The organism is Cupriavidus sp. F041, assembly GCF_057814235.1.
On sequence record NZ_JBVASY010000002.1, the window covers coordinates 2,193,626 to 2,213,982 of the forward strand.

The following is a 20,357-nucleotide window of genomic DNA, read 5'->3' on the forward strand; positions in this document are numbered from 1 at the left end:
TATTTCAGCCGTCCCTTCGATGCCCCCAGCCCCAGCCATGGACGCCACGCCGGAACTCATCCTCGCCACCCGTGTTCGCGATCAGCTCAAAGCCGACAAGCAAGCCGTGTTCGAGGACTTCAACGCGCACGGCCACGTCGGCCAGCTGCTGACGCGCCTGCGGCGCGCGGTGGACAACGCGCTGACCGAAGCCTGGCGCGGACTGGGCCTGCCGGCGCATAGCGCGCTGGTGGCCGTGGGGGGCTACGGGCGCGGCGAACTGTTCCCGTATTCCGACGTGGACGTGCTGCTGCTGCTGCCGTCAGAACCCGACCAGGACACCACCGAACGGCTGGAGAAGTTCATCAGCCTGTGCTGGGACCTCGGGCTCGAAATCGGCTCCGCCGTGCGTACCGTGGACGACTGCATCCGCGAATCGCGCCAGGACGTGACCATCCAGACGTCCCTGCTCGAAGCGCGCCTGCTGACGGGCAACCGCGCGCTCTTCACCGAGTTGCAGACGTGCTACCAGGCCGACCTGGACCCGCGCGCCTTCTTCCAGGCCAAGTTGCTGGAAATGCGCCAGCGCCATGCCAAATACCAGGACACGCCCTACTCGCTCGAACCCAACAGCAAGGAAAGCCCCGGCGGCCTGCGCGACCTGCAGGTCATCCTGTGGATGACCAAGGCGGCGGGCCTGGGGGATAGCTGGAAAGAGCTGTTCGAGCGTGATCTGCTGAGCGAGCGCGAAGCGCAGGAACTGGCGCGCAACGAGCGCCTGCTCAAGACCATCCGCGCGCGCCTGCACCTGGTGGCCGGACGCCGCCAGGACGTACTGGTGTTCGACCTGCAGACCGCGCTGGCCGAGGCCTTCGGCTACCGCCAGAACAACAACAAGCGCGCCAGCGAGCAGCTGATGCGCCGTTACTACTGGGCGGCCAAGGCGGTCACGCAGCTCAATATCGTGCTGCTGCTCAATATCGAGGCCATGCTGTTCCCCAGCGAATCCAAGGTGACGCGCGTCATCAACGAGCGCTTCGTGGAACGCCAGGGCATGCTGGAGATCACCAGCGACGATCTCTACGAGCGCGAACCCCACGCCATCCTGGAAACCTTCCTGGTCTACGAGCGCACGCCCGGCGTCAAGGGCCTGTCGCCCCGCACGCTGCGCGGCCTGTACAACGCCCGCACGGTGATGGATGCCGGCTGGCGCAACGATCCGGAAAACCGCCGCCTGTTCCTTGCCATCGTGCAGGAGCCGCAGGGCATCACCCACGCGCTGCGGCTGATGAACCAGACCAGCGTGCTGGGCCGCTACCTGATCAACTTCCGCCGCATCGTCGGGCAGATGCAGCACGACCTGTTCCACGTCTATACGGTGGACCAGCACATCCTGATGGTGGTGCGCAACATGCGCCGCTTCGCCATTGTCGAGCACACCCACGAGTTCCCCTTCTGCAGCCAGTTGATGGCAACCTTCGACCGTCCCTGGGTGCTGTGGGTGGCTGCGCTGTTCCACGATATCGCCAAAGGCCGCGGCGGCGACCACTCCAAGCTCGGCACCGCCGATGCGCGGCGCTTTTGCAAGCAGCACGGCATCGGCCGCGAGGATACCGACCTGATTGCCTGGCTGGTCGAGCATCACCTGACCATGAGCCATGTGGCGCAGAAGCAGGACCTGACCGATGCCGACGTGATCCATGCCTTCGCGCGGGTGGTCGGCACCGAGCGCTACCTGACCGCGCTCTACCTGCTGACCGTGGCCGATATCCGCGGCACCAGCCCCAAGGTGTGGAACGCGTGGAAAGGCAAACTGCTGGAAGACCTCTACCGCATCACGCTGCGCGTGCTGGGCGGCGCCCGCGTCGATCCGCATTCGCTGTGGGCGCAGCGCAGGGACGACACGATCGCCCAGCTACGGCTCAAGGCCTTCGACCCGGAACTGGGCAAGCCGCTGTGGGCCCAGCTCGACGTCGCCTTCTTCCTGCGCCACGATGCGCGCGACATCGCCTGGCTCACGCGTCACCTGTACAACAAGGTGGACAGCCCCATGCCGGTGGTCAAGGCGCGCCTGTCGCCCGCCGGCGAAGGCCTGCAGGTAGCGGTCTACGTCAAGGACCAGCCCGACGTATTCGCCCGCATCTGCGGCTATTTCGAACGCAAGAGCTTCTCCATCCAGGAAGCCAAGATCCACACCACCCGGCACGGCTACGCGCTCGATACCTTCCAGGTAACCGATCCGGGCATCAGCAGCGATGCGAGCGGCAATTACCGCGACATCATTGCGCTGGTGGAGCACGAACTGGCCGAGCGCCTGCAGCAGCAGGCCGCCCTGCCGGAACCCACCCAGGGACGGCTGTCGCGCCAGTCGCGCAGCTTCCCGATCAAGCCGCGTGTCGACCTGCGTGCCGACGAGCGCGGCCAGTATTACCTGCTGTCGCTCTCGGCCAACGACCGCACCGGTCTTTTGTACGCCATCTCGCGCGTATTGGCCAAACATCGCATTTCGGTGCATACCGCCCGCATCAACACGCTCGGTGAGCGGGTGGAAGACGTTTTCCTGGTCGACGGCAGCCGCCTCGCCTCGGATAACAAACTGCAGTTACAGCTCGAACAGGACCTGCTGGCGGCGCTGGCCATCTAGGCCGGACGCCCCACATAGAAGATATGACCGATAGCAATTCGCCCAAGCGCAAGACGCTGGGCATCAAGGCCGCCTCCGAAGGCAACGCCCGCAAACCCGGCGCCACCCGGCCGGTGCGCGTGTCCGACCTGAACCGCGGGCGCGTACGCGCCGTGGTCGACGGCATCAAGCAGGCACAGGAGCGCGCCGGCGGCGGCGAGCGCTCGCGCAAGAAGGCGGAAGACGGTGCCCAGCGCCCGCTACGTGGCCCGCGCACCGGCGAAGGCCAGGACCGTCCCCGCCGCTTTGCCGGCGAAGGCGACGACCGTCCGCGCCGTTTCGGTTCCGGCGAAGGGCAGGATCGTCCGCGGCGCTTTGCTGGCGAAGGCAATGATCGCCCGCGCCGTTTCGACTCTGGTGAAGGCCAGGACCGCCCGCGCCGTTTCACCCCCGGCGAGGGCCAGGATCGCCCGCGCCGTTTCGGCCCCGGCGAAGGTCAGGATCGTCCCCGCCGCTTTGCTGGCGAAGGTAATGATCGCCCGCGCCGTTTCGACTCCGGTGAAGGCCAGGACCGTCCGCGCCGTTTCACCCCCGGCGAAGGCCAGGATCGTCCGCGCCGTTTCACCCCCGGCGAAGGCCAGGATCGACCCCGCCGTTTCGGCCCCGGCGAAGGCCAGGATCGCCCCCGCCGCTTTGCTGGCGAAGGCAATGATCGCCCGCGCAATTTCGGTCCCGGTGAAGGTCAGGATCGCCCGCGCCGTTTCGCCCCCGGCGAAGGCCAGGATCGCCCGCGCAATTTCGGTCCTGGTGAAGGTCAGGATCGTCCGCGCCGCTTCACCCCTGGAGAAGGTCAGGATCGCCCGCGCCGCTTCGGCCCCGGTGAAGGTCAGGATCGTCCGCGCCGCTTCACCCCTGGAGAAGGTCAGGATCGTCCGCGCCGCTTCGGCCCCGGCGAAGTTCAGGATCGTCCGCGCCGTTTCGCCCCCGGTGAAGGCCAGGATCGTCCGCGCCGTTTCGGCCCCGGCGAAGGCCAGGATCGCCCCCGCCGCTTTGCTGGCGAAGGCAATGATCGCCCGCGCAACTTCGCCCCCGGCGAAGGACAAGACCGTCCGCGCCGTGCGCACGATGCCGGCCAGGGCACGGGCGCGGAGCGCGCCGCGCCCGCGCGGCATGCGCCCCAGCCCAGCTCCGATGGCCTGGTACGCCTGTCCAAGCGGATGTCGGAACTCGGCCTGTGCTCGCGCCGCGAAGCCGACGAATGGATTCCGCGCGGCTGGGTGCTGGTCGACGGCCAGCCCGTCACCGAACTCGGCTCGCGCATCAGCCCGGACGCCAACATCGAGATCCACCAGGCTGCCCGCTCAGAGCAGGGCGAACGCGTGACCGTGCTGCTGCACAAGCCCGTCGGCTACGTGTCGGGCCAGGCCGAGGACGGCTACGAGCCGGCCGCGGTGCTGTTCGCGCCGGAGAACCAGTGGGAACTGGATCCCACCCGCAAGCGCTTCGCCCCGTGGCAGCGCAAGAGCCTGGCCCCCGCCGGCCGGCTCGACATCGACTCCACCGGCCTGCTGGTGCTGACCCAGGACGGCCGCGTTGCGCGCCACCTGATCGGCGAAGACTCGACGGTGGAAAAGGAATACCTGGTGCGGGTGAACTGGGATTCGCCCGAAGGCCTGGTCGAGCGCGATATCTCGAAAGTCTTCCCCGCGGAGCTGATCGAGAAGCTGCGCCACGGCCTGTCCCTGGACGGCGAGGCGCTCAAGCCGGCCAAGGTCAGCTGGCAGAACGAGGAGCAATTGCGCTTCGTGCTGCGCGAGGGCAAGAAGCGGCAGATCCGCCGCATGTGCGAACAGGTCGGCCTGCGGGTCGTGGGCCTGAAGCGCGTGCGCATGGGCCGCATCGTGCTGGGCGACCTGCCGGTCGGCCAGTGGCGCTTCCTAGGCGCGTTCGAGAAGTTCTGAACGCCTTGCCCTGAACGCTGGCGGCCAGGTGGCTGCCAGCGTTCACACTAATCGGCGCGTGTCAGCGCCCTGCCCCGCTCCCATCGCCTCATAGCTGCGGCGCACGGCAGGCCGCGCCATCGGCATTGGCCGTCTCCGCCAGCCCGAATACCGCCTTCGCCCCGCATTGCGAGCCAAGCATGCGCCCCTGGTTATGGCCGACGCCGACCACCTCGAAGGCCTGGTGGCGGACCGGAGGGCGCTGGCTGCCCAACGGGTCGGCAAGATAGCGCTCGTAGCGCAGGTAGCCGCGCGCCCGCTCCAACCTGGTCGGGCCTTCGGCTTCGGCGCCGCATGCCTTGTCGAGCACGCGGTGGTTGGGGTCGTTGTCTTCCGTCCCCACCAGATAGGTCACCTGGCGCTGCAGATAGCGGCGGAACAGCGCGTCGCCCGTCGCGCCGCGCGCATACGGCACCATGTCGCTCATGCCGTACCGGTATTTGTCGTAATCCGCGCAAATGGCCGTGTCATAGCGTGCGAAGCCCTTTCCGCTCGGGCGCTCCGGCGTGAAATAGAGATACGACGAAGGATTCGCCACCACGTAGCGCAGGTCGATACCGCCGGCGCGAATGCGCTCGTCGACATTGTTCAGTACCGCATAGCGGTGCACCAGTTGCGCGCCGCCCGAATGGCCGGCAATCGTCACGCGGGTCACTGCGGGAAAGCGGCGCTTGTCGGTCACCATGCCGACGAGATCGTCCAGTACCTGCAGCGAACTGGTCGAATACGGTGGATTGACGGCATCCTCGCCACCCATCCAGCCCTGCACGCTCCAGATCGGCATATGGTCGAAGACGTTGCCCAGGGCCGCGTCCGGCGTGCCGGGGAAGTTGGGCGCCAGCAGCAGCACCTCGTCGGGATTGCGCCCGGTTTGCCTGAGCAAGTCCGCGCCGGCGGCGAAGTAATCGTCGCCGTTACGCCGCAGCCCATGCTGGACAAAGATCACCTCGCGGATGCCGCTCAGATCGCCGTCCAGCGGATGGTTGGCATAGACCGGGAAATCGTAAGTCTGCGCGCCCGTGCCAAACTTTACGCGCTGCCATTGGGGGGCCGCCGCGGCGGTTGCCGGCCTGGCCTGCGCGGCGGCGTTGTCCACGCCGGGCGCCACGCAGCCGAACTGCGCTGCGGCTGCGAGCGCAAGCAGCGCGATCGGCGCGCAATGCCCACGGCGAAATGTCCTCATGTCCCGTCTCCTGATACCGAAGCGGCGCAACGCCTGGCCACCGCTCCATTCTCGTTGGTGAAGTCGCACCACGCCAGGAAGGGCGGCGAGGGGAAGTCCCCCCGCCGCGCCGGGCGAAGCGATCAGTCGTCGCTATTGGGGGGCAACTCGGGGAACAGTACCTCGGTAAAGCCGAATCGCGTGAAATCCCGCACTCGCATGGGATAAAGGATACCCTGCAGGTGATCGCATTCATGCTGCACCACCCGCGCGTGGAAATCCTCCGCCACCCGTTCGATGCGCGCGCCCATCATGTCGAATCCGGTGTACTTCAGCCGGGTATAGCGAGGCACCACGCCACGCAAGCCCGGCACCGACAGGCAGCCTTCCCAGGCCTCGTCCTGCTCCTCGCCAATCGGCGTCAGCTCGGGATTGATCAGCACGGTCTTGGGCACGGTCGGCGCATCCGGATAGCGCGGATTGCGATCGAAACCGAAGATCACCACCTGCAGGTCCACGCCGATCTGCGGCGCGGCGAGGCCAGCGCCGTTGGCGTGATCCATGGTGTCGAACATATCGTCGATCAGCAGCCGCAACTCCGGCGTATTGAAGCGCGTGACCGGGCGCGCTACCTGCAGCAGGCGTGGGTCGCCCATCTTTAGAATGTCACGGATCATCCTTGATCTCCGGTTTGAATCTCGGCCAGCAAGGCCAGCATGGCGGCCTCGTCAAGCACAGGCACGCCGAGCGCCTCGGCCTTTTCCAGTTTGCTGCCGGCTTCCGCGCCGGCCACCACGTAGTCGGTCTTCTTCGACACCGAACCGGCCACCTTGGCGCCGGCGGCTTCCAGCATTTCCTTGGCGTCCTCGCGCGACAGCGTGGGCAGCGTGCCAGTCAGCACGAAGGTCTTGCCGGCCAGCGGCGCGGGCGCGGCGCGCGCCGCCGGTTCGCTTTCCTGCCAGTGCACGCCGGCCGCGCGCAATTGCTCGATGACTTCCACATTGTGCGGCTCGGCAAGGAAGTTGGCGATCGACTGCGCCACCACCGGGCCTACGTCGTTGACCTCCAGCAAGGCGGCTTCATCGGCGGCCAGCAGGCCATCCAGCTTGCCGAAGTGCTTGGCCAGGTCCTTGGCCGTCGCCTCGCCCACATGGCGGATGCCCAGCGCGAAGATGAAGCGGTTGAGCGTGGTCTCACGCGACGCTTCGATGGCCGCCACCAGGTTGGTGGCCGACTTGTCGGCCATCCGGTCCAGCGCGGCCAGCTTGGCGATGCCGAGCTTGTACAGGTCGGCGGGCGTATGCACGATGCCCAGGTCGACCAGTTGCTCGACCACCTTGTCGCCCAGGCCCTCGATATCCATGGCGCGCCGTTGGGCGAAATGCAGCAGCGCCTGCTTGCGCTGCGCCGCGCAGATCAGCCCGCCGGTGCAGCGTGCGATCACCTCGCCTTCCAGCTTTTCGATATGCGATCCGCACACGGGGCACGTTGTCGGCATGACAAAGGCGCGGGCATCGGCGGGCCGGCGCTCCGGCACCACCGCCACCACTTCCGGAATCACATCGCCGGCGCGCCGCACGATCACGGTATCGCCGATATGGACGTCCTTGCGGCGGATCTCGTCCTCGTTGTGCAGCGTGGCATTGGTCACGGTCACGCCGCCCACGAACACCGGCGCCAGCCGCGCCACCGGCGTGATGGCGCCGGTGCGGCCAACCTGCACTTCGATGTCCTCGACCACCGTGGTCATTTCCTGGGCGGGAAACTTGTGCGCCAGGGCAAAGCGCGGCGCGCGCGACACGAAGCCGAGCCGCTCCTGCTCCGCCAGCGCGTTGACCTTGTACACCACGCCGTCGATGTCGTACGGCAAGCTGGCGCGGCGCTCGCCCACGCCACGATAGAAGTCCAGCAGCCCCTCGGCGCCGCGCACTACCGCGCGTTCCGCGCAGACCGGCATCCCAAGCCCGGCAAACCAGTCGAGCATGGCGCTATGCGTATCGGGGCGCGGCGCGCCCTGCAGGTCGCCCAGCCCGTAGGCGAAGAACGACAGGGGTCGCCTGGCGGTGATGCGTGGGTCCAGCTGGCGCAGGCTGCCGGCAGCGGCATTGCGCGGATTGACGAAGGCCTTTTCGCCCGCCTCGGCCTGCCGCGCGTTGAGCTTGTCGAATTCGCGGCGGTACATGAAGACTTCGCCGCGCACTTCCAGCACCGCCGGCGCCGCCCCGCGCAATCGCAGCGGAATGGCCTTGATGGTGCGGACGTTGACGGTTACGTCTTCGCCGGTTTCGCCGTCGCCGCGCGTGGCGGCCTGTACCAGCCGGCCGTCTTCATAGCGCAAGGACATGGCCAGGCCGTCGAACTTCAGTTCGCTGGCATATTCCACGGCATCGGCGGAGCCGAACAGGTCGGCCGTGCCCTCCGCCGGCGCGGTCCGCCCCAGCCCCTGCGCGCAACGGCGGTCGAAAGCCACCACATCTTCGTCTTCGAAGGCGTTGTTGAGCGACAGCATCGGAATGGCGTGGCGCACCGTGTCGAAAGCCGACAGCGGCTGTCCGCCCACGCGCTGGGTGGGCGACTCCGGCGTCAGCAAGTCGGGATGGGCCGCCTCGATGTCCTGCAGCTCGCGGAACAGCGCGTCGTATTCCGCATCGGGAACCGACGGCGCGTCGAGCACGTAATACTGATAGTTATGCCGCTCCAGCTCGGCGCGCAGCCAGTCGGCGCGCGCGGCGGGAGAATCGCCGGCAGGTGCGGGGGCTTGCGCCGCCGCACCTTCTCGTTGGGAACTCATGCTGAATGACCGGATCCGATGTCGTACTGCTGTTTCAGAGACTGAACAAACGTAGCGTCACGGGCGAGCCCGCGGGCATTCCGCGCGCCTCGAGCTTGTCGTAGAGCGTTTGCAGCTGGCCGAAGATGGCGACGAAGGACGACTCGCTCAGCGGCCGCATATTGTCGTCGACCAGCTGCGCGCCCATGCGCTGCGCCAGGCTGTAGCCATACTCGCACACCGTCTTGAACGGCTTGGTCGCCTGCGCCGCCGACGGCACGTCGAGCAGCAGCGTGATCTGGCGGCCGGCCTTGGCCGTCAGATCGTCGCGCAGGAAGTTGGTGTCGCCGAACTGCAGCGTAAACAAGGCACGCTGCACGCCATCGGCGCCGGCCTGGTAGCGGGTAAAGCGGGTGCCGTCGCGCGACAGCACCAGGCCGTCCTGGGTCGCCACGGTCTGCACGTAGGCGGCCGACCACGGCGCGCCGTCGGAGATCACATTGACGCCAAGCTGCACGTCGCAGCTCGCGGCAAACCCATCCAGCTCGCGGCCGTTGGCGACCGTCTCGCTCATGTCGGGCAGCTCGGCAGACGCATCGAGCGACTCCGCCAGCGCTTCCACCGCGTTGACGAACTCGGAAAACTCGAGCGCATTGAGCGCCCCGCCCCGGTTGGCGAGTTGTACCGCCACCTGCAGGTCTTCGTACTGGTGGCCGGCGGTGACCGCTTCCCAGGCATTGGCCTCGGCGCGCAGGCCCTCGATATGCACCTGCTTGGTCCCCGCGCGGCGCAGGCGGCCGGTGAGCGGCAGGATGCGGTCACCGGAGCTCTTGCGCTCCAGGTGCAGCGGCACGATGCAGTCGATCAGCGGATCAATCACCGCGGGCGTGGGCTGGCCATCGGGGACGGCGGGCTCGACATAGGCTTCCTTGCGCGGCGCGGCTTCCTGCTGCGCGAACGCGTGGTCTTCGCCTTCCTCGTGCGCTGCGTGTTCGGCATGCCCTGCGTGTTCGGCATGCGCCTGCGCCACCGGCTGGCCAGCCACGGCTTGCACACCTTCGGCGTCCGCTGGCTTGCGCGAGGCGGCATGGCCGGACGCCGGCGCGGCGGCGATGGCGACTTCCTCGGCTACCACTTCATCGGCATCCGCCGAACTGGCGGCCATGCCCGCCGCCACGGCGGCGGCGTCCAGCGGCGAGCCCGACAGCGTGGGCTCGCGCCGCTCGACGACATGCGCGGCCGGCGGCTCGTGCAGCTTGGCACTGACTTCCGGCGTCACCACCGGGCTGACCACCGGCTCGCGCATCGGCGGCAGGTCGTCCTCGGGCTGCAGCGCGCGCGGGCGGCGCGCCTTGCGGATCTGCCATTGGTTATAAGCCACCACCAGCAGCAGCAGGACAATGCCTGCCACGATAAGGGCAGTCTGGAGCGTCATGCTGCCTCCGCCATCGACATCGCTGCGTCCATATCAACAGCGACGATACGCGAGACGCCTTGCTCCTGCATCGTCACGCCAATCAACTGGTGTGCCATTTCCATTGCGATTTTATTGTGGGAAATGAAAACAAACTGGGTCTTGTCCGACATGCGCGCCACCATATTGGCGTAGCGCTCGGTATTGGCATCGTCCAGCGGCGCGTCCACCTCGTCGAGCAAGCAGAACGGTGCGGGGTTGAGCTGGAACATGGCGAACACCAGCGCAATCGCGGTCAGGGCCTTCTCGCCGCCGGACAGCAGGTGAATCGTCGAGTTCTTCTTGCCCGGCGGCTGCGCCATCACCTGCACGCCCGCGTCGAGGATTTCGTCGCCGGTCATGATGAGCTTGGCCTGGCCGCCGCCGAACAGCGACGGGAACAGCTCGCCGAAGTGGTGATTGACCTGGTCGAAGGTCCCCTGCAGCATCGCGCGGGTTTCCTGGTCGATCTTGTGGATCGCGTCTTCCAGCGTGGTGATGGCGTCGATCAGGTCGGCCGATTGCGCATCGAGGAAGGTCTTGCGCTCGCGCGCGGCCGCCAGCTCGTCCAGCGCCGCCATGTTCACCGGCCCAAGCGCGTTGATGGCGTTGTTCAGGCGGGTGACTTCGCCTTGCAGGTAGGAAGGCTTGAGGTCCGGGGTCAGCTTCTCGGCCAGCGCGGTCTCGTCCACCTCGGCGGTGGTCAGTTGTTCGCCGAACTGCTCCTGGTTCAGGCGCGCGGCCTGTTCCTTGAGCTGGTACTCGGTGATGCGGTCGCGCAGCGGCTGCAGGCTGCGTTCGGCGGCCAGGCGCTGGTCGTCGTACTGGCGCAGTTGCGCCGACAGCGCGTCGAGCTCGGTGCGGGCCAGGCCGAGCTTTTCTTCCTTCTCGGCGCGGCGCTCCAGCGCGTCCTGCAGTCCGGTGTGCGCGGTCTGCTCGTTGATGGTTTCCAGTTCGGCGCGCGCGTCTTCCAGCGACTGGGCAAGGCGCTCCGACTGGTCGCCGGCGGTCTGGATATTGCGGCGCAGCTCTTCGATGCGGTTGGCGAGATTGCGCTCGGCGAACAGGGCTTCCTGCGCCGCACGCTCGAAATCGCGCAACTGGTGCCGTGCCGAAGACAGCTTGCTGTCCAGCGCCTCGAAGGCCATCTGGTGGTCTTCGTGCGTGGCCTGCATTTCGGCCAGCGCGGCGTCGTGATGCTCGAAGCTGGCTTCGGATTCGGCACGGATGGCGCGCTGCTCTTCGATCTGCGCGCCGATTTCCGCCAGCTCCTCGCGGATCTGGCCGCTGCGGCGCGGCATAGCGCTCCATGGCCTGCGACAGCTTGAGCACGTCCATCTGCAGCGCGTGCACGCGGCGGGTGGCCTGCTCGCTGCGCCCGCGTGCCTCCGTCAGAGCGGCGCTGGCCTGGGTGTAGGCCGCTTCGGCGCGTACCGCCTGGCTCTTGGCCTCATCCGACAGCAGCATCTGGGCGCGCGCCTGCTTCTGCAGGTTCTCGATTTCCTGCTCGCGGGCCAGCATGCCGGCCTGCTCGGAATCGGCAGCGTAGAGGTGGACCGAGCTGCGGCCCACCAGGTGGCCATCGGCCACGACAAAAGATGCGCCTTCCGGCAGCGTGGCGCGCTGGGCTAGCGCCGAAGCCATGTCGGTGGCGGTATAGACATCGGCCAGCCAGTCCTGCATCACGGCCCGGATGCCGGGCTCGGTGATCTGCACCAGCGCCATCAGCGGGCGCAGGCCGGCGGGGGTTTCCTGCGGGCGCGCGGCCGGCGGCGGCGAGTAGAAGGCCAGCTTGGCGGGCGGCGCGTCGGACAGGAAGGACGTGATCCAGTCCAGGTTGGAGACTTCGAGCGCGGCGAGTTTTTCGCGCAGCACGGATTCCAGCGCGCTTTCCCAGCCCGGCTCGATATGGATCTTCTTCCACAGGCGCGGCAGTTCGGCCAGGCCGTGCTTGGCCAGCCAGGGCTGCACCTTGCCTTCGGTCTGGACATTTTCCTGGAGCTGCTTCAGCGCGGCCAGGCGGGCTTCCAGCGACGCGATCGCCGCGGCCTCGCTCTGCACGCGTTCCTGCGCGCCGCGGCGCCCGGCGTCCAGGCGCGGCACGCTTTCGGCGGAATCGGCCAGGATGGCCTGCGCTTCTTCCAGCACGGCTTCCTGCTCGGCCAGTTCGGCGCGCTGCTCTTCCAGGCGGATTTCATCGGGGCGGTCGAGCCCCTTCTCCTCGCCGGACAGGCGCTCGCGGCGCTGTTCCAGCTGCTGCAGCATCTGGTCGGCGCTGCGCTGCTGCGCGGCTTCGAGCTTGAGCGCCTGCTCGGCCTGCATGATGCTGGCGCGTTGCTCGTTGGACAGCGTCTGAGCATCGCGCCACTGGGCTTCCAGCGTGGGCAACTCGTCGGTCTTGTGCGCCACCGCTTCCTGTGCCTCGACGGTGCGGCCTTCCGCCACCGCCAGTTCTTCCTCGGCCTGCGCGAGCGCGTCGGTGGCCTGCTCGGCCTTGCCCTGCCACTGCTCGCGCTGCGCGGTCAACGCGGCGATCTGCGCTTGCACGCGATTGCGCGATTCCACCACATAGCGGATCTCGGCCTCTAGCTTGCTGACCTCGGCATTGGCTTCGTACAGCGCGCCCTGCGCGGTGTGCATATTGTCGGACGCAGCATAATGCGCGGCGCGCATGGTTTCGAGTTCGGCCTCGACATGGCGCAACTGCGCGGTCTGGGCTTCGAGATCGATCTGCGCCTGTTCGATGGCGCGCGTGTGCCGTTCCTGCTCGGCCTGCGCCTCGCGCTTGCGCAGCAGCCACAGCAGGTGCTGCTTTTCCTCGCCGTCGGACTGCAGCGTCTTGAAGCGCTGGGCCACTTCAGCCTGGCCTTCGAGCTTGTCCAAATTGGTGCCGAGTTCGCGCAGGATGTCTTCGACGCGGGTCAGGTTCTCGCGTGTGTCTGACAGGCGGTTTTCGGTCTCGCGGCGGCGTTCCTTGTATTTGGACACGCCGGCGGCTTCTTCCAGGAAAATCCGCATGTCGTCGGGCTTGGCCTCGATGATGCGCGAGATCATGCCCTGCCCGATGATGGCGTAGGCGCGCGGCCCCAGGCCGGTACCCAGGAAGATGTCCTGGATGTCGCGGCGGCGCACGGCCTGGTTATTGATGTAGTACGAGGACGTGCCGTCGCGGGTCAGCACCCGCTTGACGGCGATCTCGGCATATTGGCTCCATTGCCCGCCGGCACGCCCCTCGGGGTTGTCGAACACCAGTTCGACGCTGGCGCGCCCGGCCTGCTTGCGGGCGGTGGAGCCATTGAAGATCACGTCCTGCATGGACTCGCCGCGCAGCTCGGAGGCGCGCGACTCACCCAGCACCCAGCGCACCGCATCGATGATGTTCGACTTGCCGCAGCCGTTGGGACCGACGATGCCGACCAGCTGGCCGGGCACTTGAAAATTGGTGGGATCGACAAAGGACTTGAAGCCCGCCAGTTTGATCGAGGACAGTCGCACGGTTGGTCGTGGGGTATTTAGCGTAATGCAGCGTTCAGGAAGCCGGGCCCAACGAGAAGCCGGGCGACGCGTGCCGCTTGCGCCCCATGCCTGGCTCTTGTGCCCGATAGTTGGCGCTAATCATACCATCGTGCCTTCCGCGTCCGCGCGCTTTCCGGGCTAAGCGGAAGCCATTTCCCAATGGTGTTTGAGCCATTTCCTATGCACTTTGTACAGTCCCCGCCCCACTCTCCGGGGTGACGTTTCGCATGCAAGGGAGCGCTTGTACTGCCGGAAACGACACTGCCTTGCGCACCCTGCGGGAAACTTCTGAGGGTTAATGCTAGTCTCTTCATTGTCAGCGTGATCTTTGATGCCCATTGCGCCCCTCATTCCGAGGCCAGTACGCCATCTCTTGCCGGTACAACGCGAAGCCTGCCTCGCTACTCTTCTGGGAGTGTCCAGCATGACCGCCTACACACCGGCGACATCACACGAAAGCTCGCCCGGCCGGGCTGCCGATCCCACGGCAAAAGCGCTGCCCTGGTCTCTCAGCCAGATCGATTTCGGGGCAATCGACATCGCCCGGGTGCGGCCCGATCGGGAGTTGTTCTACCTGCTGGTGTCCGCCTCCTTCGTTGAAAGCGGCTCGGACACTTACGCCGGCAATCTGGCTGGCTATTACGCCGCCCATCCGGAGGCTTCCGGCTGGCTGTCCGAACACTGGGAGGCCGAGGAGTTGCAGCACGGCCTGGCACTGCGGCGCTACGTGGAACATGTTTGGCCGGAGTTCGACTGGGAACGCGGTTACGCGCGGTTCTTCGAGGAATACCGCCACACCTGCTCGGTGGACAACTTTGAGCCGTCGGAAGCACTTGAAATGGCCGCCCGATGTGTAGTCGAAACCGGCACTGCGGCGCTCTACCGCGCGCTGGAGCAAGCCAGCGACGAACCGGTGCTGCGCAGCCTGACGCGCCGCATCGCCAACGACGAAGTGCGCCACTACAAGCACTTCTACCGCTACTTCAACAGCTTCAACGCCGCGGAACGGCTCGGCCGCCTGCGCGTGCTGGGCGCGCTGGTGCGCCGCCTGCTGGAGATCAAGAACGAAGACGCGGAGATCGCACTGCGCAATGTGCTGCGCATCGAGCGCGGCACCGAGCATGTTCCACAGAAAGACGTGCGCAAGCTCAATTCCAGGGTCAGCGCGGTAATCCGGCGCAACCTGCCGATCGAAATGACAGTCAAGATGCTGCTGCGCCCGCTGCACCTGCCGGCGGGCGTCGAACGCGCGATTCGCAGGCCGCTGGTGGCGGTTGTCTCGCGGGCGATGCTTTACTAAGCCTTTACCAGGCCAGGCCGCTGGCTATTGCGGCTGCAGCGCCGGATCGCCGGCACCACCCTCGCCGCCGGCAGCGCGGGCCCTGGTGCGGTGCACCAGCCCGGACAAGGCGCCGGCCGCCACGATGCACAGGCCACCGGCGGCTTCCTTCCAGCTCAGCGTCTCGGTCGCCAGCCACCACGACGACACCGCCGCGATCACGATCTCGAACAGCATCAGCAGGGATACCCGATTGGCCGGAAGGCGCTGCAACCCGTACTGGACCACCGAATTGCTCAGGACCAGGGTGGCGGCCAGGCCCAGCATCAGCGCCAGGCCGCCCCAGCCGATCGCCGGCGCCAGCGCGACGCCGCCCGGTTCCAACAAGAGCGCGCAGGGCAAGCCGACCGCGGTGCAACCCAGGTAGACCATGACGGTGCGCAGGCGCGCATCCATTTCCGGGTAGAGCTGGCCGGCCCGGCGCGACAGCACGTTGTTCACGGCGAATCCCATGCCGCCGATCAGGCCCGACCATTCGGCGGCATGCGTCGGCAGCGGCAGGCCGACTTCCGGCGTCCACAGCATCAGGCCCGCGCCGAACAGCGCCAGCGCCACCAGCAGCAAGCCGGCCGTGGACAGCTTCTCGCCAAGGAAGGCGCGGGCGAACAAGGCCGTCCACACCGGCGTCAGGTAAAACAGCAGCAAGACCCGCATCACATGGCCGTTGACGCTGCCCCACACGAACCCGGCGTTGGTCACGCCGGCCGCCAGCCCGATGGCGACAAACAGCCACGACCAGCGCAGGCCACCCAGGTGGCGCGCGAAAGCGGCCAGTGCGATCAGCGCGGCCAGCGCGCTGACCAGCGCCGCCGCCGTCATGCCGCCCAGCCCCCAGCCTGCCAGCAGCCGGTACGGAAACCAGGCGATACCCCAGACCGAGGCGCCCAGCAGAATGGACAAAGTGGATTTGAAGGCTTGCGGATCGGAACCGGCCGGGGAACTGGAAGACGCAGGCGAAGCAGGCAGATTGCTCATAAAAGCGAGATAGGGTCGCCGGGTGGGTGGCCTGTTTGTATTCGGTATCGGAAAATCGTCCAGGGACACACTGGCGCCCCGTCCATCGGCAACCAGCATCGGGCCGGACGGGTGACTACAGGCGAGCGGGGCTTGCATCATGCCGCGCTGATGAACCGCATGGCGATCCGGCGCGCCGCCAAGCCTTTGCGGGCGCACGGGACAGCCTGGCAATCCTTTATAATGACCGGCTTTGAGCTTGGCCCTACCGGCCTGAACCTGACCGTGAATCCCCGCCTCGACCTGCTCCAGCCCTATCCGTTCGAAAAACTGCGCGTGATGCTGGCTGACGTCAAACCGAACGGCGCGTTGCCAGCGATCAGCTTCGGCATTGGCGAACCCAAGCATCCCACACCCGAATTCATCAAGACGGCGCTGTCGGAGTCACTTGCGGGACTGGCGAATTATCCCACAACGGCAGGTTCGGACGCACTACGACAGTGCATAGCCACGTGGCTCCAGCGCCGCTACGGCCTGCCGGCGGTCAATGCCGCCACCCAGGTCCTGCCGGTGACCGGCTCGCGCGAGGCGCTGTTCGCCTTCGCCCAGACCGTGGTCGACGCCAGCCGGCCTGGCGCGCTGGTGCTCTGCCCCAACCCGTTCTACCAGATCTACGAAGGCGCCGCGCTGCTGGCCGGCGCCACCCCGGTGTTCGCCAACAGCGACCCGGCGCGCAATTTCGCCCCGGCCTTCGATCGCATCTCCGCCGACACCTGGGCCAGGGTGCAACTGGTCTATGTGTGCTCCCCTGGCAACCCGACCGGCGCCGTGCTGTCGCTGGAAGACTGGCGCGAGCTGTTTGCGCTGTCCGACCGCCACGGCTTCGTGATCGCCTCGGACGAGTGCTACTCGGAGATCTATTTCAAGGAAGGCGAGCCGCCATTGGGCGCGCTGGAAGCGGCGCACAAGCTGGGCCGCGCCGAAGGCACCCATCCCTTCGAACGGCTGGTGATGTTCTCCAGCCTGTCCAAGCGCTCCAATGTGCCCGGCCTGCGCTCGGGCTTCGTGGCGGGCGACGCCGCCCTGCTGAAGAAATTCCTGCTATACCGTACCTATCACGGCGGCGCCATGAACCCGGCGGTGCAGGCAGCCAGCGTGGCAGCCTGGAACGACGAGGCCCATGTGCGCGACAACCGCGCCGCCTATGTGCGCAAGTTCGCCGAAGTCACGCCGATGCTGGCCGAAGTGATGGACGTGGCCCTGCCCGATGCCGGCTTCTACCTGTGGGCGGATGTTTCGCGCACGGGACTGACGGATACCGAATTCGCCGCCCGCCTGCTGGCCGAACAGAACGTCACCGTGCTGCCGGGCAGCTACCTGGCGCGCGAGGCCGACGGCATCAACCCGGGCGCCAACCGCGTGCGCATGGCGCTGGTGGCCACGCCCGGGGAATGCCTGGAAGGCGCGCGCCGCATCGTCGCCTTCTGCAAGTCGCTGGGCTGAGCCCCGCGTGCAAGCCACACACTGAGTTTTGTTGTAGACAACGATCAACCACTGAAAACACGCATATGACGCAAGCACTGCAAGCCCTGATCGACCAGGCATGGGAAGACCGCGCAAGCCTCTCGCCCAAGTCCGCCCCCAACGACATCCGCGAAGCTGTCGCCACCGTGATCGGCCAGCTCGACACCGGCGCCCTGCGCGTGGCCGAGAAGCAAGGCAAGGAATGGATCGTCAACCAGTGGATCAAGAAGGCCGTGCTGCTGTCGTTCCGCCTGGAAGACAACGCGCCGATGTCCGCCGGCGGCTTCGCCCAGTTCTACGACAAGGTGCCGACCAAGTTCGCCAACTGGACCGCTGACGATTTCGCCAAGGGCGGCTTCCGCGTGGTGCCCCCCGCCGTGGCCCGCCGCGGCTCGTTCATCGCCAGGAACGCCGTGCTGATGCCCTCGTACGTCAACATCGGCGCCTACGTCGATGAAGGCACCATGGTCGACACCTGGGCCACCGTCGGTTCCTGCGCCCAGATCGGCAAGAACGTCCACCTGTCCGGCGGCGTCGGCATCGGCGGCGTGCTCGAGCCGCTGCAGGCGAACCCGGTCATCATCGAAGACAACTGCTTCATCGGCGCGCGCTCGGAAGTGGTCGAAGGCGTGATCGTGGAAGAAAACTCGGTGATCTCGATGGGCGTGTACCTCGGCCAGTCGACCAAGATCTATGACCGCGAAACCGGCGAAATCCACTACGGCCGCGTGCCGGCCGGCTCGGTGGTGGTGGCGGGCAACCTGCCGTCCAAGGACGGCAAGTACAGCCTGTACTGCGCCGTGATCGTCAAGAAGGTGGACGCGCAGACCCGCGCCAAGACCAGCCTGAACGACCTGCTGCGCGGCGACTGATTTCGCCGGCAGTAAAAAGGGGAGCAGACGCAAGCCGGAACCGCGCGCGTGCGCGGCCGGTCTGACCCGGAATGCCGGATCAGACTAGCACTCCCCTTCCCCCGCTTCCCAACGGTGCCCGCTCCACGGGCACCGCCGCCGGCATGAGCTGGCCCGCCCTTCGCAAGCGACTCATGGCCCTGGACCCGACCACCGTCACCACCGTTCTTTCGCTGTTGCCCACGATCCTCGAACAGGCCAACAAGACCATCGAGAAAATCAAGAAAGGCAAGCGCAAGGATGGCGGCACCGACATGCCCGGCCCGGACTCGCGCGATGCGGCCGCCCGCATCGCCGACCTGGAAAACGCCGCCATGCAGCAGGCCGAGGCCGTCAAGCTGCTGGCCGAGCAACACGCCATCACCATCGAGGCCCTGCGCCGCGAGGCCGCGCGGCTGGACCGCCGGCTGCGCCTGATGACCGCGGTAGCCATGGCTGGTTTCGCGCTGGGCCTCGCCGGCCTGGTGGTCGCCCTCAACCTCTTGCTGCGCTAGCCCCGGCTGGCCCCGAATTCGCCATGACTGTCCTGCTCTACGGCATTCCCAACTGCGATACCGTCAAGAAAGCCCGCACCTGGCTCGAAGCCAACGGCGTGGACTACACCTTCCACGACTTCAAGAAGCAAGGCGTGGACGAAGCCATGCTGCGCGGCTGGCTCGCGCATGTGCCGCTGGCAACCCTGCTCAACCGCAAGGGCACGACCTGGCGCGCGCTGTCCGACGCCGACAAGGCCCGCGCCGAGCAGGAAGCCGGCGCGATTGCGCTGATGCAGCAAAGCCCTTCGCTGATCAAGCGGCCAGTGCTGGCGCACAAGGGCAGTGTCAACGTGGGGTTCTCGCCGGATAATTACGCCAGCCTCTTTTAAGCCCGATGGCAGCGCCATGACATGCGCGCTGCCAGGATGCAAGACTCGAACAATGCACCCCGCCGGATTCCGGCGCCACGTGCCTCCTCGCTGCCACCATGAACCCCACACTCGCCCTCACCGAAGACCTGATCCGCCGCCGCTCCGTCACGCCCGCCGATGAAGGCTGCCAGGCCGTGCTGGAGACACGCCTGAAGGCGCTCGGCTTTGCCTGCGAAGCCATCGTCAGCGGGCCTGACGATTTCCGCGTGACCAACCTGTGGGCCGTCAAGCGCGGCACGCGCGGCCAGGACGGCAAGCTGCTGGCCTTCGCCGGCCATACCGACGTGGTGCCCACCGGCCCGCTGGAGCAATGGGGCTCGGATCCCTTCCTGCCCTCCCACCGCGACGGCAAGCTGTACGGCCGCGGCGCCGCCGACATGAAGACCTCGATCGCGGGCTTCGTAGTGGCCGTGGAAGAATTCGTCAAGGCGCATCCGGATCACGCCGGCTCCATCGCGTTCCTGATCACCAGCGACGAGGAAGGCCCCGCGCACGACGGCACCGTCAAGGTGGTCGAAGCGCTGAAGGCGCGCGGCGAGCGGCTTGATTACTGCGTGATCGGCGAGCCCACCTCGGTCGACACGCTCGGCGACATGGTCAAGAACGGCCGGCGCGGCTCGCTCTCGGGCAAGCTCACCGTGAAGGGCGTGCAAGGCCATATCGCCTATCCGCACCTGGCGAAGAACCCCATCCACCTGGCCGCGCCCGCGCTGGCCGAACTGGTCGGCGAGCGCTGGGACGAGGGCAATGAGTACTTCCCGCCGACCACCTGGCAGATGTCGAATATCCACGCTGGCACCGGCGCCACCAACGTGATCCCGGGCCACGTCACCATCGACTTCAATTTCCGCTTTTCCACCGCCAGCACGCCCGAGGACCTGAAGGCGCGCGTGCATGCCATCCTGGACCGCCACCAGCTCGAATACGACCTGGCCTGGACCCTGGGCGGCGAGCCCTTCCTGACCGCGCGCGGCGATCTCTCCGATGCGCTGGCCGGTGCCATCGCGGCGGAAACGGGCGTCAAGACCGAGCTATCCACCACCGGTGGCACCTCGGATGGCCGCTTTATCGCCAAGATCTGCCCGCAGGTGATCGAGTTCGGGCCGCCCAATGCAAGCATCCACAAGATCGACGAGCACGTGGAAGTGCGCTTTATCGAACCCTTGAAAAACATCTACCGCGGCGTGCTGGAACGTCTGATCGCCTGATCGCCTGATCA

13 protein-coding genes and 1 pseudogene are annotated in these 20,357 nt (G+C 67.0%); 8 read left to right on the plus strand and 6 right to left on the minus strand.

The window, feature by feature from the left end:
- The first annotated feature begins 37 nt into the window (after positions 1-37).
- Both ACZY0R_RS27430 and ACZY0R_RS27435 read left to right on the plus strand, forming a co-directional pair.
- On the plus strand, positions 38-2,623 hold the full coding sequence (locus ACZY0R_RS27430; RefSeq protein ID WP_488866211.1) for a [protein-PII] uridylyltransferase: 2,586 nt from the start codon (positions 38-40) through the stop codon (positions 2,621-2,623).
- 23 nt (positions 2,624-2,646) lie between these two features.
- On the plus strand, positions 2,647-4,563 hold the full coding sequence (locus ACZY0R_RS27435; protein ID WP_488862813.1) for a pseudouridine synthase: 1,917 nt from the start codon (positions 2,647-2,649) through the stop codon (positions 4,561-4,563).
- A gap of 88 nt (positions 4,564-4,651) precedes the next feature.
- Here the strand turns inward: ACZY0R_RS27435 and ACZY0R_RS27440 are convergent, their stop codons facing one another.
- From ACZY0R_RS27440 to smc, 5 genes and pseudogenes are all read right to left on the minus strand, one after another.
- Positions 4,652-5,785 (minus strand): hypothetical protein, encoded by a 1,134-nt coding sequence (locus ACZY0R_RS27440; RefSeq protein WP_488862815.1) that lies wholly within the window; start codon positions 5,783-5,785, stop codon positions 4,652-4,654.
- A 122-nt stretch (positions 5,786-5,907) separates the two neighbouring features.
- Positions 5,908-6,441 (minus strand): peptide deformylase, encoded by a 534-nt coding sequence (gene def / locus ACZY0R_RS27445; RefSeq protein ID WP_035864901.1) that lies wholly within the window; start codon positions 6,439-6,441, stop codon positions 5,908-5,910.
- Positions 6,438-8,555, minus strand: coding sequence for an NAD-dependent DNA ligase LigA (gene ligA, locus ACZY0R_RS27450; RefSeq protein WP_488862818.1), 2,118 nt, complete (start codon positions 8,553-8,555; stop codon positions 6,438-6,440). The genes def and ligA overlap by 4 nt, the downstream gene beginning before the upstream one ends.
- A gap of 34 nt (positions 8,556-8,589) precedes the next feature.
- On the minus strand, positions 8,590-9,969 hold the full coding sequence (locus ACZY0R_RS27455) for a cell division protein ZipA C-terminal FtsZ-binding domain-containing protein (protein WP_488862820.1): 1,380 nt from the start codon (positions 9,967-9,969) through the stop codon (positions 8,590-8,592).
- A pseudogene (gene smc / locus ACZY0R_RS27460) lies at positions 9,966-13,482 on the minus strand (chromosome segregation protein SMC). Before smc ends, ACZY0R_RS27455 begins: the two are co-directional and overlap by 4 nt.
- Before the next feature lie 445 nt (positions 13,483-13,927).
- Here smc and ACZY0R_RS27465 point away from each other — a divergent pair.
- Positions 13,928-14,803 carry a ferritin-like domain-containing protein gene (locus ACZY0R_RS27465; protein WP_488862822.1) on the plus strand — a complete coding sequence of 292 codons (876 nt, stop codon included), beginning with the start codon at positions 13,928-13,930 and terminating at the stop codon, positions 14,801-14,803.
- 24 nt (positions 14,804-14,827) lie between these two features.
- On the opposite strand, the gene ACZY0R_RS27470 is transcribed toward ACZY0R_RS27465, so the two are convergent.
- The gene (locus ACZY0R_RS27470) at positions 14,828-15,817 is read right to left on the minus strand and encodes a DMT family transporter (RefSeq protein WP_488862824.1); all 990 of its coding nucleotides are present in this window, start codon (positions 15,815-15,817) and stop codon (positions 14,828-14,830) included.
- A gap of 264 nt (positions 15,818-16,081) precedes the next feature.
- Here ACZY0R_RS27470 and dapC point away from each other — a divergent pair, with 264 nt between their 5' ends.
- The 5 genes from dapC to dapE all read left to right on the plus strand — a co-directional run bounded on the left by dapC (position 16,082) and on the right by dapE (position 20,346).
- On the plus strand, positions 16,082-17,299 hold the full coding sequence (gene dapC / locus ACZY0R_RS27475) for a succinyldiaminopimelate transaminase (RefSeq protein ID WP_488866213.1): 1,218 nt from the start codon (positions 16,082-16,084) through the stop codon (positions 17,297-17,299).
- A gap of 65 nt (positions 17,300-17,364) precedes the next feature.
- Entirely contained in the window at positions 17,365-18,192 is an 828-nt protein-coding gene (gene dapD / locus ACZY0R_RS27480; protein WP_488862826.1) for a 2,3,4,5-tetrahydropyridine-2,6-dicarboxylate N-succinyltransferase, read from the plus strand.
- A 173-nt stretch (positions 18,193-18,365) separates the two neighbouring features.
- The gene (locus tag ACZY0R_RS27485) at positions 18,366-18,725 is read left to right on the plus strand and encodes a hypothetical protein (protein ID WP_045241500.1); all 360 of its coding nucleotides are present in this window, start codon (positions 18,366-18,368) and stop codon (positions 18,723-18,725) included.
- A gap of 23 nt (positions 18,726-18,748) precedes the next feature.
- Positions 18,749-19,096, plus strand: a complete 348-nt coding sequence (locus ACZY0R_RS27490) for an ArsC family reductase (protein ID WP_488862828.1) — start codon at positions 18,749-18,751, stop codon at positions 19,094-19,096.
- A 98-nt stretch (positions 19,097-19,194) separates the two neighbouring features.
- Positions 19,195-20,346, plus strand: a complete 1,152-nt coding sequence (gene dapE / locus ACZY0R_RS27495; RefSeq protein WP_488862830.1) for a succinyl-diaminopimelate desuccinylase — start codon at positions 19,195-19,197, stop codon at positions 20,344-20,346.
- The last annotated feature ends 11 nt before the right edge of the window (positions 20,347-20,357 follow it).